This is a genomic window from Bacteroides faecalis, from assembly GCF_003865075.1.
GTDB classification, from domain to species: Bacteria; Bacteroidota; Bacteroidia; order Bacteroidales; family Bacteroidaceae; genus Bacteroides; species Bacteroides faecalis.
In genome coordinates this window covers 512,758-528,792 of sequence record NZ_BHWB01000001.1, presented here as the reverse complement: position 1 = coordinate 528,792, position 16,035 = coordinate 512,758, and the positions used below count along the sequence as shown (strand labels likewise).

Below are 16,035 nucleotides of genomic sequence, written 5' to 3'. Positions count from 1 at the left end.
ATACAATATGAAAAAAGTATATATTTTAGGAATCATATTGGGTGCATGTACTTTATTCAGTTCATGTAACGATGAATGGAAAGACGAGCTTTTTGTAAGGATGGTTTCTTTCAAAGCACCGAACGGCAGTAATAGCGTGAGTGATATTTACATACGCTACCAGCCTGATGGTAGCGGCTCGTTCCAACTGCCAGTAATTGTCAGTGGTTCTCAAACTAATGATCGGGATATAGACGTGGAAATCAGTGTGGATAATGATACTCTCGCAATTTTGAATACAGAGAAGTATTTGGACCGCAGGGACCTGTGGTACAAACAATTGCCAGAGCAATTTTATTCATTCCCGACAAATGGAGTGTGCCATATTCCCGCAGGACGGGACGACCAAACCTATGACATCGACTTTCATTTGGAAGGACTGGATTTGAATGAGAAGTGGGTGCTCCCATTGACCATAGACAAGGGGCCTTCTTATGAACTGAATATCCGTAAGGGATATTATAAGGCACTGTTGAATCTTCATCTTTTTAATGATTACTCGGGCACTTACTCCGCAACGGGCATGAATGTCTATTTGGGAGAAAGCAGTAATGATCCTGCCACAGCAGGGACTCGTGATGTCCGGGTAGTGGACGATAAATCGGTTTTCTTCTATGCCGGAACTTGGTGGGAAGAGGATGAGCACCGCGATAAATATAAAGTGATTGTTGAATTTGGTGAAGGAACAAAGGATGCGGACGGAGTAGTCACCGGTCCACTGACTGTTAAGGCTGGTGATGCTGCTAATGAAACACAAATCAGTTCGTTTGGTAACTGTCGTTATCGTAGAAGCGTGGAACCGCATCCGACTCAACCGTATATAGAATTACATACTACGGTGATGTATTTGAATTATTATTATACGGATGTCACTTCAGATCCGAATAACCCGCTTACTTATCGTGTTACGGGTAATATGTCTATGCAACGCTCAATCAATACGTTGATACCGGATCAAGATCAAGCTATTCAGTGGTAAGTCTTTAGCAAATACTACAAGATATGAATATATGAAGTAAACCCCAAATGTTTTTAACAAACTATTAGGGTTTACTTTTTAATATAACTCTACTAGAAAAAATATCATTTTCTCTATCAACCTATCACCAATCTTCTGTATTCCCTTATTCATCGTACTTTCAAGAGGTGATAGGTTGATTTCCAACCTATCACCTTCTCTATCACCTTTGCCGGTTACTATCATTGTCCTTTTTGTTTTATGGACGGTGGTCAACTTTTAAACTCCTTATTAATAGATATTCTCCATTTCATTAATAACAAACTTTCTGTTCTTTAATACCTAACTTCTTTTCCTCTAATAGAGAAATTATTCCTTATTAGGAATAAACTATAAATGAAAGTTGCGTTTGTATAAACAGAACTTGCGTTTATATAAACAAAACTTGCATTTATACAAACGAAACTTCCATTTATAGATTACAATTAATAAATAACAACTTTACTATTAAAGAAAATAAAGTTTGTAATAGGAGCAGAAGAACTAATCTATTAATACTTCAGCTCGTCACTTATAATATATTGAAAATTAGGGATATGGAAGACTGAAATCGGAAATAAGTCGAAGCCTATATGGGAAGAGGAAATCGAATTTGCGGTAATTACTACATAAGAGTTAATGGAAAGTTTAACAAGCAAATGTAGTAACAAAAGAATAAAAATAGATTTTGGTAAAGTATCCGGTAGCGTACCGGATACTTTACCAAAATTTATAGTATCCAACGTATCCACCTTTTTGGGGGAATACATTATCTTTCAGACATATTCCTTAGTAGTACTACATATATCATCTTATGTATAGCTCAGTTGGAAATTACCACTGAATAGCCTGATCTTGATCCGGTATCAACGTATTGATTGAGCGTTGTGTACCCATACTTCCGGTAGCGCGATAACGAATCGGATGATCCGGATCAGATGTATTATCCGTATAATAATAATTCAGGTATATGGTCGTAGTATGCTTTTCGATATGTGGCAGAGTCGCATGCGGTTCTACGCTTCTACGATAATGGCAATTACCGAATGGTTCGATTTGGGTCGGATTCGTTGGATCTACCGCAAACACTTCAAGCGGTCCCGTCTCAACTCCGTCTTCATCAATCGTACCTTCTCCGAATCTGACACCAACTTTATATTGATTACGTTTTTCATCTTCTTCCCACCAAGTTCCGGCATAGAAGAAAACTGTCCTGTCGTCTATAACACGTAGCTCGCGAGTAGCTACAGTTGCGGGATCTTTCGTACTTTCACCAATAAAAACACTCACAGCATTCGATGCGTAACTTCCGGAATAGTCATTAAATAAATGAAGATTCAGCAATGCTTTATGATATCCTTTACGGATATTTTGCACATATGACGGATCTTTGTCTATGGTTAATGGGAGTACCCACTTCTCATTCAAGTCCAATCCTTTCAAATTGAAATCAATGGCAAATGTCTCTGTATTTTTCCCGGCCGGAATATGGCACACTCCGTTTGTCGGGAACGAATAAAATTGTTCCGGAAGCTGATGATACCACAAATCTTTGCGGTCCAAGTACTTTTCGCGATTAAAAATATCAAGCGTATCGTTATCTACACTGATTTTCACATCTATATTCCGAGCGTTTTCCTGTGAACCGCTCACAATGACTGGCAGCAGAAACGAACCGGAACCGTCAGATTGGTAACGTACATAAATGTCATGTACTCCCTGACTGCCTAACGGTGCTTTCAATGATACCATTTCCACATATAATTCGTCTTTCCATTCGTCGTTGCATGAACTGAATACAGCACATACTCCTAACATCATTCCTAATATATATAATTTTTTCATATTATATTTTTTTATGTACTTAGATTTATTAATCGTAATCCTGCCATCCGGGGGCCTGAGTCATATTCTTATTTCGTTGTAACTCATCATAGTTCATAGGCCAGAAGTATTGTTTACGAGAGAAAGCGGTTTGCACTCCTGCTACTCTGACGGGCACATAGAAGGCTTCTTTGTTCGCTTCGTCCATCATCACGTTGCATCCGTAGATCTGTGCACCTTCATGTTCCGGAGCAATCTTCCAACGACGCAAATCATAATAACGCTGGCTTTCAGCAAAGAATTCAATCTGACGCTCGTGTACTATTCTATCGAAGAGTAAATCACGACTTCCGTAAATGTCATCTGTAAAATCAGGTACTCCGGCACGCATACGGACGGGTTTTATACCACGATGCATTTCGTTAATATCACGGCTGATGGTATACGTTGTACTTTCATCCCATGACTCAATCTCATAACTGTTACCACCTTTTATTTCATTCAAAGCTTCTGCATAAGATATCAATATATCGGCATAACGGAGAGCCGGTTCCAGTTTAGCAAGAATATTTCCACCATGATTCATACAGTCATTCGAATGAACATATTTTTTGATACCTATACCGGTAGCCAACCAACGTTCACTATTATTGGCACGTCCGTCCGGCTTGCCACGATAGTACCATACTTGCTTGTTGATTACATCAGATGCAGAATTATCCGAAGCACTCGTGCAGTTCCATCTTGCACCATTATAACCAACAGACGCGTAAAAACGGGGTTCACGATTGGCATATCCCATCCAAACTCCATCTTCCAAATTATCATAAGGCCGGTCTTTTTTATTTCCAGCACTGGCAAAACCGGATAAGCAGGTTTCACGGTCAAAAGGTTTACCGTCTGCCATATCGTAAGCATCGCATTGCTTCATGGTCATACTGTGCATATTATACCCACCTGCAGAATTTGGTATCTGATGTTTAACTAAATCAATTACATCACAGTAATCTACCAAATAATCATGATCTCCTTCTGCCCTATTAGTGACACGACTGAAAATAATCTCCGGGTTATTATAATAATTGACTTCACCGCTAAATGTCGAACGATATGACTCAAACGGATCGATATCTTTCCATCCTTCCGGGAAATTCTTTTCCGAATAAACCGGATGATAAGGAGGCTTGATAGTTTTAGGGTTCGCATAATCACCGGCAACTTCACTATCGCGGAATTTTCTCGTAAACAGCTGATACCATCCACCTTCTATCACATCTCTCGCAGCAGCAGCGGCTTTCGCCCACTTTTCTTCACTATATTCCTGAGAGATCAGTACGCGCCCAGTCTTGTCCTGGAAATCTGACATTTCCGTGTTTCCATTGAAAAGCGGACTTGCTCCATAGAGATATACTTTTGCACGAACCGCTAGCGCGGCCCCCCGAGTAGGGCGTGCCATATTCAAGTTATTGCGTTTCTCCGGCAATTCCTTAGCAGCTTGTTTCATCTCCTCTGCAATAAATTCTACACATTCGTCATAAGTGTTACGCGGATAACTCAGTTCTTCGTAACTTTTTCCGTAATCTACGCCTTCCGTCGGCATGATGGGCACCGGACCGTATCTTCTCATCATTAACCAATAGAAATATGCACGTAAGAAACGGGCTTGTCCCTTCACGTCAGAAACTTCTTCTGCCGTCAGGTCAGTATTTCCGTCTACCCTATTAATCAAAACAGTAGCCTGATAGATAGCAGCGTAAGCCCATTTCCAAGAATTCTGGTAATAACCACTGTATGAATAACCGTATCCGATTTCTCCCAACTTATAGGCTTTATAACGTCCGTAAGTTTCACTAAACACTTGGTCATCTGCAAAGTTTTGCGGGCAAAAACGGCTATGACCAACTTCTATATTATCCCCCATCAATCGGCAATAACAATATGCCAGCCATTGCATGGTGTATGTTCTATTTGTGAATATCTTATCTTCCGATTGTGTGTCAACGAAATGCTTCTCTACATTTAAATAATCGCTACAAGAAGTGAAGAACAATCCAAACGTCATTACGGACACTGCTAATAATATATATATTTTTCTCTTCATGATATTTTGTTTTATAAGTTAACAGTCAACCCAAGCGTATAGGTTTTACTCAAAGGATACTTCTCACCGGTTCCACTACCCATTTCCGGATCCCACAGTTTGAAACTAGAGAATGTCAGTAAATTGGTTCCCATGAAATAAATGCGAACTTTATTCAAATAGATACGGTTCATCCATCGTGTAGGTAAGGTGTAACCCAATTCTAAATTCTTCAGACGAAGATAAGAACCGTCACGCATCCAGTACGTAGAAGAACGGAAGTTATTGCTATTACCATTAAAGCTCAAACGTGGATACTTGGCATTCGGGTTTTCATTGGTACCTAATGACCAATAGTTGCCATCTACATCACTCAGGATATTTCCCCAATATCCTTGACTAAGAGGATAAGCGACAGAACCGTAGAGAGCGAAAGATGATTTGCCGGCTCCTTGAAAATGTAAATTGAAATCAAATCCTTTCCATTGAGCAGACAAACCGAAACCATAGATCAGGTTTGGTCTGGTTGTAGCTCCGATGGGCACTTCATCGTTACCGTCAATCACTCCGTCACCATTCACGTCCTTATATTTGATATCACCCGGAGCTACTTCTCCAAATGTCTGTTTAGGACTGTTACGGATTTCATCATAATTGGAAAACAAACCTTCGGAAATCAACCCTCGTAACTGGTCTACGCGGTAGCCTTTCTTATACTTATAGTCAAAGTGGCTGTATTGCTCATCGTATTCTTTAATCTCATTCTTACTATAAGTCATATTGGCACGAAATGTGATGCCAACTTCTCCAAACTTCTGGTTGTAAGCGATGTTACCGTCAAAACCTCTTGATAATACAGATCCTATGTTAGCATACGGAGAGTACTCTAACAATCCGGTACTGTAGGGTAAGAAAGAACGTTTCATATAAATTCCATCACGTTGTTCGTGAAAATAATCGATGGCACCGCTAAACTTCTCACCGAACATAGAGAAATCGATACCAACGTCGTGTTTTTTAGCTATTTCCCATGTAATGCCATTTGAAGCAAAATTGCTATAGGTCAATCCGGGATAGAACGTACCGCTAAAGGATTCGGTTCTTACATCACCAAAATAGTAACCATATTTGTCCTCTGTTTTATACGTTGACAGATAAGGAAAACGGATCTTTGTATTACCTTCCATTAGATTATCGTTACCTACTTTACCATAAGAGTAACGTAATTTGAACATATTCAGCCATGGAAGAATCTTTTTAACAATTGGTTCCTCTGCAATGTTCCATGCTGCTGAATAAGCCGGGAAAAAACCAAACTGGTGTCCGGTAGCAAAATTCTCCGATCCGTTGTAACCGAAATTAAAATCAACAAAGTAACGATACTTCCACCCATAAGTAAACCGACCGGCCAAACCTTGATGACGGTTCTCAATACCTTGAATGGCATTATATGTAGGGTTTTCAGAAGTATTTACTGTCTTATCCTGTGTATATTTCATGACTCCACCTACTATATGATCACCAAACGTACGGTTATAATGCAACTCCGCTTCCAGATATTCCTTACGGTCACCAGTTGAAGTCGGTGTGATCTTCATCAATTGCTCTTCTACCACTTTCTTCAGCTCCAATTGCCCAAAACCGTTGCGTTGGTTTTGCGCTCTCCACATATCAGGCCATTTGCGGTGTGCATTGCTATTATAAGTATTGGTATCATAGCCAAAACGTCCGATGAATTTCAAGCCTTTGGTAACGAACTTCAAATCTTGTTCCAGATTGACAGTGGTTTGTATTTTATTGTTCCAATTTTCAGCATATCCCATCTGAGTAACCAAAAACCATGGGTTTATCTGGTTATTTGTTCCCTGTGCAGCCCACTTTCCATCTTTATATTTCACGGGGGTAGCGATAGGATTGTACGAAAGAGCGGATATCCAAACTTGGCTGGCTGTTCCTCCCGGTTGGTTTTTCTTATCCAGTGAGCCACTTACACCTACCTTGAGCAAAGTAGTTTTAGTTAGATCCAGGTCCACATTCATACGATAGTTCCAACGGCGATAGTTCGCATTGGTATCATATTCCTTTAATCCTTTGTCCGTCTTATACATACCGCCTTCGTCCACATAGCTGGCAGAAACGAAATAACGTGCAGTAGTACCTCCACCACTCAAGTCGACAGTAGCGCGATAGATAGGAGCACCTTTCTTAAGAATCATATCCATCCAGTTTACATTCGGAAAAAGTTCCGGATCAAGTCCGTTACGGAAAAGTTCTACGTCTTCATCCGTATATGGAGCTGGTTTACTGCGTGTAGTAAACGCTTCATTTACCATCTGTACATATTTTACACCATCTACAAATTCCGGAGTCTTAGTACGCATACTGTAAGAAGTCTCCACTTTCGCATTCACTTTCGTTTTACCTTCTTTACCTCGCTTGGTAGTGATTAATACAACACCGTTTGCACCACGAGAACCATAAATAGCAGTTGCGGAAGCATCTTTCAATACAGAGAAATCTTGAATGTCTTCTACGTTTACCTCATTCAAGCCACGTTCAAATCCATCGACTAGAACCAGTGCACTGGAACCTGCTCCAAAAGTAGAAATACCACGGATCCAGAACTCAGAGAAGTTTTCACCCGGTTGTCCGGAAGTCTGACGAGCCATGATACCCGGAACGGTACCTGCTAGCGCATTCGTAATACTGGCGCTGGGAGTTTTTAACTGGGAAACGTCAACTGTAGTCACCGCACCCGTTACCGTAATTTTCTTTTGCGCACCTGTACCGGTGATAGTTACTTCGTCAAGTACATTAGCTTCGTCTTCTTTCAACACTACATCGATTACTTTATTCCCTTTCACTATTTTTTCTTGAGTCTTAAAACCTATATAAGAGTAGACCAAAGTGGCATATTCGCTTACCTTGATTTTATAACGTCCATTTATATCGGTCATCACACCAAATCCCGGCATATTCTTCACCATAATGTTCGCCCCGATAAGTGGCTCTTTATTATTGTCGGTGACAACCCCTATTACTTCTATTTGTTGTTCCTGAGCATAGGAAGCACTCATACATCCTATCACCAACCAAAACAGTAAAAATATTTTCTTCATATCATATGTGTTTTTATAGTATATAGTATTATTCGGTTCTCAAATAACGAATGCAATGGTTTCCATTATCTACCAAATAGAAGGTTTCTTCTTCCGGATCATAGGTACAGGCACGTGGCGCATTGAAACGTGCCTCATGCAACGGCTCACCGTCAATATATCCATCAAATTTATTATCAACCGTATAATTACTACGTCCGGCAATGATAGTGGCAACTTGGTCCGGAGTAAGTTTCCACATACAATGTGCCACTTGATCCATAAATACGAAATCGTACATATCACCGTCGGGACGATCCGCATATTTAGGATTATATGCAAAACAACCTGCCCATGGCCTTGCAAAACGCGCTTGGGCACCTACACCTTCCTGAATATTGTTCGCATTATCCTTGCTACCATAATCACCGGCATAAAGTTGAATGCCATTCAGTTTATGTTCTACTGTATTGTATTCACACTTATAAATAGCACCTGTCTGGATACTGAAAATAAGTACGTATTTACCATCTGGATGTGCCTTGATTTTAATTTGCCGTCCTTTATCTGCAGAAACCTGATTCATAGAGCACATCACTTCACATTTTCTGTCAATATAAGGAGGGGTTGCTTGGGCACCACGATCCATTTTTAAAACTGATCCATTGGGATAAACCGTATAGAATATAGTTCCATCCGGCATATAAGCCACAGCATAAGCACAAGGTCCATAACAATAGGGACGTAACTTACTGAAGTTTTCTGAACGAAGAGCGTACCAGATATTAGTCATTTCTACATTACCCATAGTACCTTTTCCATTATCGTCAGGAATCAGTAAAGTGTCACCATCGGCGGAGAACTCGAAAGTTTGCATTTTAGGCGAACGGGCACCCGTATAGATCGTGCTTATCTCCTGTTTAGTCAGATTTATCGTACGAATACCTTCGTTACCTCCCTGATAATTGATGGTGAAGATAATCTTGTCACCATCTGTCGGTTTCGGATCAAATATCATCCAGTCGGAATAAGGCAGTCCTGCCCCTTCGGAGAAAGCTCCGTCCTGAAACGGATGAGCATCTGTATTCGGATCGACATTTCTCAACAAAGTGCCTACTACGGTTTTAGAGTGATAGTTGAAAGCTTCGTCGAATGTATAGTCCTTCACAACCTTATTGTCCTTATCTCTGACAACAATGTTTATGACACCACCATAAGCACGCCCAGGAAGCATACAATACATGGTTGAACCATTTGAAGAGATGACGGGCGTTTTTTGTCCTCCAATAGTTACACTAATTTTACTCTCATCTTTACCAAAATTCGAACCACTGATATACAGCCTAGTACGTACGCCACCTTCTTTAGGAGTAAAATCCTTAAACTCAACCGGCCTTGACGGATCACATGGCGTAGTATCCCACACTGTAGGATCTTTAGTATCGTCTTTACAGCCAGTCACTAATATGCTACATAAAGCTAGCATGCAAATTAAGTGTCTATTCATAAATTAAATAATTAAAAAGGTTAATAAAAATCATGTTGTATGTATTTACTTTTACAATATATATTAAAGCGGCTATGATTCCATATTGTTGATAATTTGGCTGACAAATATTTAAGTTTAACAATAGAATTCATATATGTTTTCTAATTTCAATTTGTCTCAACTAAATGTTCCTAACGTTATAACTTTTACCATTCAAAAAGTCTCCTCGATGATACTATGGAAGACTTTTTATCCCCAACATGACATAATGCGAATTATGTATTCTTAAAATTGATAAATATAAAGAATGTATAGCACCACTTAGTTTACAGACTATATATAATTTGTGTATCTCTAAGAATATAATGAATACAGCATTTAAAATATAATGAATAGATATTTTAAATGCTTAATAACTTCTAAAATCATGAATATTACGGATAGGTGTATCTTTTTCATAATAATATTCTATGTATTTTTAAATTTGGCTAACAAATAGTTCTATTTCTATTGTCGCTACAAAAATAGAACAAAAAACATAAATCAAAAAAAAAATCCTTTTTTTTTCGTTTTTGCCATATTTTCATCATAAAACAAAAGAAATTCGACTAATAAATATTGCTTTTCATGCGATATTCTTTAATACAAAGAAAGCAAAGAAAAATCTAATCGAATACAATAAACAAATCAAAAGATACAATATTTCAATCATTTTAGCGTTATAGGAGTAAATTATCCGTTTTTTCATTATTTAGCAACATATATTTCGGTAAAAAAAACACTTTTTTGTGTTTTATAATATTATTCAAAACGAAACTTTAAATAACTATATGCTATAAGTATAAAAATTATAATCATAGTTTTATCATCTTATAAAACACAAAAGATAATTGTATACGACTACTACATAAATACAATGTATCTATCATTAGTTCTTGATTATTTATATTAAGATAAAGATAATCATAATCATAAGAGAGAAAATGGAATAATAAATAAGGTATTTTTCATATGTTGTATTTATTCCTTTCATTGAGCTTCGGTTTTCCATAGAATTAAAATATTGCCTGCATTTTTCTTAGCCTGAACATCTATATTAATAAATTCTTCATAATAATTGGGGCGTTTCTATTCATTAGCATATCCTTTTCATTAAAACATACTAGCAAAGATTCGGTAGGATTAACAATATTATCCATTTTCTAAAATACTTCAGCAAATCTTACTATATTTAAATAAGACTTAATTAAAGTTTATATCAATTATAAAATAAACTTTAATACTCTACTATCTTATTATTCCGTTATAAGTGAACATCACTAGATTTTCTACATGAGAAATTATTCTCATACAAGTTTCCACTAATAAATCATTGACGTTTATTATAAAAGAGTGATTCCAAACTAACTTTGCATAAAAGTCATTGTTATAGCAATTAGGACTAGGAAGAAACACTTTAGTATAAACGACTATTAAATTTATCCACTTTTAAATTACACACATACATAATAGTGATTTTGCAATATTTATTTACGAAATAATACTAGAGTATTTTATACACTCTGTTTTTCAAATTTATAAAAAGCAATCTTCTAATATTTCTATATTAAAACAATGGTAAACCTTAAAGTTATCACCCCTATGGAAATAAGTTCCACTTATTCAATATTCTACATTATTAAACCAGTCTTTTTTAGCTTTCCAACTAAGAAATACATAATTCGCATTATGTTACATATATAAAATATGCCATACAAACGGAATCTCAGTATACTAGAAGCAAATCAATGATAGACGAGATATATATCACTTCTAGATGCTTATTAAAGTTATCTAATTGACAACAAAACAGAATAGTACTTAGATGAAAAAGAATACACTGTATTAATTCAGCTAACAAATAAAAAATCTATTGTCTTAATACGAATTACAGAATATATTACATTAACCTTTTTAATTGTTTAATTTATGAATAAACACTTGATTTACATGCTAGCTTTGTGTAGCATATCATTAGTCGGTTGTAAGGATGAAAATGATCCTAGCGAGTTTGATCCATCGCAACCAGTAGTTTTTACAGATTTTACCCCTAAAGAAGGACCGGTGCGTACTCGAATGTACATTATGGGTAGTAATTTTGGGAAAGACCTTTCTAAAATACACATAAACATAGGTGGACAGGAGGCTATGACCATTGGCTCAGATGGCAAAAAGCTCTATTGCATGGTTCCCAAACGTGCTTATGACGGTAATGTGAGTGTTCGAATTGACGGTAAAAACGGTGAAACTATTGCAGATTATACATTTGAAGAATCATTCAACTATGAGGCTAGAACAGTAGTGGGAACCCTGCTTCGTAAAGTAGATGAAGATGGTAACTCCGCTTTTCAAGATGGCTCTTTCGATGGCGAAGGATCGTGCCCTTCTAATGACTGGATGGTTTTTGATCCTAAACCCTCGGAGAATGGTGATCAAATACTGTTCTCAAGTAATTATTATGATGGCTTTCGTGAATTAAATCTTACTCAACGCTATGTAAAACGACTTTTTCCGAGAACACAGTATGCGAAAATGGTATCATTCACTTTCACAGCTGATGGGGATACGTTATTGTTCCCGGATGATAATGGACATGGAGCTGATAACACAGCCCCTAACATATATTATGCATTACGAAGTGAACAGTTCCGTAAAATTCGTGCTTATAATTATGGATACTGTAGTTATGGTTGTATCTCAATGAAAGATGGTTCAGTATTTTATTCATCTTGGAATGATGGAGCGATTTACAAGATGCAGCGTGCTAATGAGATACTACCCAATATAGATATTAATCCAATAAAATGTTTCACATTGACAGCTATCGGCGGTGGTTCAGCACACACAAGATTACTACTACATCCATCAGAAAAATATATGTATGTATTTGCGCCGCAAAGAGGAGCAATTATGAGATCTGACTACAACGAAAAAACAAAATTATTTGATACGCCAAGAGTAATAGCCGGTTCTCTCAGTTCAAAAGGATGTGCAGAAGGAGTCGGTAACGTAGCTAGATTTGAAGAACCATGGGCTGGTATATTCGTAAAAAATAGAGAGTATGAAGAAGCCGGTAAGAAAGAACTCTACGATTTCTATTTCAGTGATGATGTAAATCATTGCATCTGGAAATTGACTCCAGAAGGTGTAGCTTCTATGGTAGCAGGACGAAGTAACTATAATGCGGATAAAAAATATACGGGTTATGTAGATGGAGCTCCACTTACGGAAGCACGTTTCAACCGACCTACTTCCTTGGCTTACGATGCTGAGCAGGAAATCTTCTATATTGGTGATATCAACAACAAGGGAATTCGTTACTTAACTACAGAATAATACTATATAAACACATACTTATGAAGAATTATATTTTACTATTTTTGTTGATGATAGGATGGATAAATATGTCCTATGCCCAAGATCAGCAACAAATGATAGAAGTGACAGGTACGGTCACAGAAGAAAACAAAGAGCCATTAATCGGTGTAAATATTGTTGTGAAAAACGTGCCGAGTTTAGGTGTGATGACAGACGTAAATGGTCATTTTAAGATAAAGGTCCCTACCTACTCATATTTGGTATTCTCTTATATTGGTTTTGATAAGCAAGAGATACTTGTGAAAGATAATAAGGTGCTTTCTGTTATGATGAAAGAGACCTCATCGACTGTATTGGACCAAGTAACAGTAACAGGTACCGGTATACAAAAAAAGGTAACTATAACCGGAGCAGTGACTACAGTAGATGTATCTCAATTGAAAACCTCAACATCTAGTATCACAAATGCGTTGGCAGGTAATGTACCAGGTATTATGGCACGACAAACCTCTGGACAACCAGGTGACAATATCTCCGAATTCTGGATTAGAGGTATCTCCACGTTCGGCGCAGGATCAAGTGCCTTAGTATTGGTAGATGGTTTTGAACGTAGTATGGATGAACTGAACGTAGAGGATATAGAAACCTTTTCAGTTTTAAAGGATGCCTCCGCCACTGCTATCTACGGTTCAAGAGGTGCTAACGGTGTTGTATTGATCACTACCAAGCGAGGAAAGGAAGGTAAAACCCGTATCAATGCTAAAGCGGAGATGACCTACAATACGCGTACAAAAACTCCTGAATTTGTAGATGGACCGACTTATGCCCGTATGATGAACGAAGCGTTAATGACACGTAATCAGTCGGCAGCTTATTCTGATAGTGATATAGAGTTAATCGAAAACGGACTGGACCCTGATCTTTTCCCGAATGTAGACTGGATGGGGATGATATTGAAAGATGGAGCACCTACCTATCGTGCTAACATCGACTTAACTGGTGGTGGTACAGTAGCACGTTATTTCATTTCTGCCAGTTATGTGGACGAAGGAGGTATGTACGAATCAGATCGGACTATGAAAGACTATAAGACCAATGCTAATTATCATCGTTGGAATTATCGCATGAATGTAGATATTGACTTGACGAAGACTACTTTATTGAAGGTTGGTGTAGCCGGTTCATTGGATAAGCAAAATCTGCCGGGAAGCCAATATGGTGAAATTTGGAACTCCCTGATGGGATATAATCCGATTGCCTCACCTCCACAATACAGTGACGGTAGATGGGGAGCACAAGGAAATGGCGGAAAAAGAAATCCATGGGTACTGATTACACAACAAGGATATCAGGAAAAATGGAAAAATAAAATACAGACAACCGTCAATTTAGAACAAGATCTGAAATTTATAACAAATGGATTGAAGTTTTACGGACGCTTTGGTTTTGATACGAATACGGATAATAGTGATAACCATTACAGATGGCCGGAAAGCTGGTTAGCAGAAAGACAACGTACTACTGAAGGTAAACTTCAGTTCACAAGAATAGAAACTGAGCAGTTAATGTTATCAACAACGGGAGCTAGCGGTACACGATATGAGAATCTTGAAGCAGAGTTACATTATAACCGTACTTTTGGTGATCATCAGGTAGGAGCTGTAATGAAGTATTCACAAGATAAAAAAGTGGATAACAAGAATTATTATGAATTAGCGGGTTACGAAAGAATAGTTTCCGGAATTCAATATCGTCATCAGGGTCTTGCCGGACGATTTACTTACGGATGGAAATATCGTTATTTCATTGATTTCAACTTCGGTTACAACGGTTCGGAAAACTTTGCTACTGACCATCAATTTGGTTTCTTCCCTGCATATTCTGCTGCTTGGAACATTGCAGAAGAACCAATTATCAAGAAAAAGCTCAAATGGATAAATATGTTTAAGTTGCGCTATTCTTATGGTAAAGTAGGAAATGATAAGTTGATGAATGGTGACACCCAGATCCGTTTCCCTTACGTAGAAAGATTTGCAACTAATGATGCAGATGGATATTATTACGGTGACATCAAAACATCTCTTTACTACTACCCGGGATTATCATATTCGAGAATCTCGTCTCCGTATATCACTTGGGAGGTCGCTACAAAACATGATATAGGTTTGGACTTTTCACTCTTCAATGACAAACTTAGCGGTACGGTTGATTACTTCCATGAACAACGTGATGGAATTTATCTGAACCGTAAGTTTTTACCACAAAGTGTCGGACTAAACCATATCCCAGCTCCGTATGCTAATGTAGGTGCTGTTTTGTCTAGAGGATTTGACGGAAATATTGCTTTCCATGAGAAATTCGGAAACTTAGACCTAACTTTGCGTGCCAACATGACCTATAGCAAGAATGAGATTAAAGAGTACGATGAACAGTTCAGCCATTACTCCTATAATATGAATGCCGGGTTCCGTGTAAATCAAGCACGTGGATTAATCGCTGAAGGATTATTCAAAGATTATGATGAAATTCGTAATAGTCCCAGACAAGATTTTGGTGAGGTAGCTCCCGGTGACATAAAATATAAGGATGTAAATGGAGATGGAGTCGTTAATAATAATGACGTAGTACCTATTGGCGCTACTACCAAACCAAACATGATTTATGGATTCGGATTTTCTGCGGCATGGAAAGGATTAGATTTCAATGTACTTTTTCAAGGAGCCGGTAAGTCATCCTTCTTTATCAATGGATTTACAGTTTATCCATTCCAATCAAACAGTTGGGGAAATATCCTAAACGATGTGCCAGGAAACTACTGGTCATTGGGAGAAAACGAAAACCCGAATGCAATCTATCCTCGCCTAAGCTATGGTGGCAACTCTAATAATTACCGCGCTTCTACATATTGGTTACGCGATGGTTCGTATCTCCGTCTGAAGAATCTGGACATCGGTTATACAATTCCTAAACGATTGGTGAACCGTATCCATTTGGATAATGTACGTATCTATCTCATGGGAACTAATTTACTAACATTCTCCAGTTTCAAGCTTTGGGATCCTGAATTAGGAAGTTCTAACGGACAAGAATACCCATTGGCTAAATCCTATACAATAGGCTTGACGATAAACTTATAACCTATAATAAATAA

General features: G+C 37.9%; 8 protein-coding genes. 3 read left to right on the top strand and 5 right to left on the bottom strand.

Annotated features, from left to right (window positions below):
* Positions 1-7 precede the first annotated feature (7 nt).
* A complete protein-coding gene (locus EJF25_RS01965; RefSeq protein WP_125039796.1) occupies positions 8-1,018 on the top strand; it encodes a DUF4973 domain-containing protein in 1,011 nt (336 codons plus the stop codon).
* A gap of 78 nt (positions 1,019-1,096) precedes the next feature.
* On the opposite strand, the gene EJF25_RS24765 is transcribed toward EJF25_RS01965, so the two are convergent.
* The 5 genes from EJF25_RS24765 to EJF25_RS01945 form a co-directional block, all read right to left on the bottom strand.
* Positions 1,097-1,243, bottom strand: a complete 147-nt coding sequence (locus EJF25_RS24765; RefSeq protein WP_160119357.1) for a hypothetical protein — start codon at positions 1,241-1,243, stop codon at positions 1,097-1,099.
* A 627-nt stretch (positions 1,244-1,870) separates the two neighbouring features.
* Positions 1,871-2,881 carry a DUF4973 domain-containing protein gene (locus EJF25_RS01960; RefSeq protein ID WP_125039795.1) on the bottom strand — a complete coding sequence of 337 codons (1,011 nt, stop codon included), beginning with the start codon at positions 2,879-2,881 and terminating at the stop codon, positions 1,871-1,873.
* Positions 2,882-2,909: 28 nt separating this feature from the next.
* A complete protein-coding gene (locus tag EJF25_RS01955) occupies positions 2,910-4,961 on the bottom strand; it encodes a RagB/SusD family nutrient uptake outer membrane protein (RefSeq protein ID WP_125039794.1) in 2,052 nt (683 codons plus the stop codon).
* Between the two features lie 11 nt (positions 4,962-4,972).
* A complete protein-coding gene (locus EJF25_RS01950) occupies positions 4,973-8,059 on the bottom strand; it encodes a SusC/RagA family TonB-linked outer membrane protein (protein ID WP_125039793.1) in 3,087 nt (1,028 codons plus the stop codon).
* 28 nt (positions 8,060-8,087) lie between these two features.
* On the bottom strand, positions 8,088-9,545 hold the full coding sequence (locus EJF25_RS01945) for an IPT/TIG domain-containing protein (RefSeq protein ID WP_125039792.1): 1,458 nt from the start codon (positions 9,543-9,545) through the stop codon (positions 8,088-8,090).
* 1,950 nt (positions 9,546-11,495) lie between these two features.
* Here EJF25_RS01945 and EJF25_RS01940 point away from each other — a divergent pair.
* Positions 11,496-12,902, top strand: coding sequence for an IPT/TIG domain-containing protein (locus EJF25_RS01940; protein ID WP_125039791.1), 1,407 nt, complete (start codon positions 11,496-11,498; stop codon positions 12,900-12,902).
* 20 nt (positions 12,903-12,922) lie between these two features.
* A complete protein-coding gene (locus EJF25_RS01935) occupies positions 12,923-16,021 on the top strand; it encodes a SusC/RagA family TonB-linked outer membrane protein (RefSeq protein ID WP_125039790.1) in 3,099 nt (1,032 codons plus the stop codon).
* Positions 16,022-16,035 lie beyond the last annotated feature (14 nt).

Excerpts from the sequence above, each read along its gene's own strand:
- EJF25_RS01965 (WP_125039796.1), top strand. The coding sequence starts at position 8 with ATGAAAAAAGTATATATTTTAGGAATCATATTGGGTGCATGTACTTTA.
- EJF25_RS24765 (WP_160119357.1), bottom strand. The coding sequence starts at position 1,243 with ATGATAGTAACCGGCAAAGGTGATAGAGAAGGTGATAGGTTGGAAATC.
- EJF25_RS01960 (WP_125039795.1), bottom strand. The coding sequence starts at position 2,881 with ATGAAAAAATTATATATATTAGGAATGATGTTAGGAGTATGTGCTGTA.
- EJF25_RS01955 (WP_125039794.1), bottom strand. The coding sequence starts at position 4,961 with ATGAAGAGAAAAATATATATATTATTAGCAGTGTCCGTAATGACGTTT.
- EJF25_RS01950 (WP_125039793.1), bottom strand. The coding sequence starts at position 8,059 with ATGAAGAAAATATTTTTACTGTTTTGGTTGGTGATAGGATGTATGAGT.
- EJF25_RS01945 (WP_125039792.1), bottom strand. The coding sequence starts at position 9,545 with ATGAATAGACACTTAATTTGCATGCTAGCTTTATGTAGCATATTAGTG.
- EJF25_RS01940 (WP_125039791.1), top strand. The coding sequence starts at position 11,496 with ATGAATAAACACTTGATTTACATGCTAGCTTTGTGTAGCATATCATTA.
- EJF25_RS01935 (WP_125039790.1), top strand. The coding sequence starts at position 12,923 with ATGAAGAATTATATTTTACTATTTTTGTTGATGATAGGATGGATAAAT.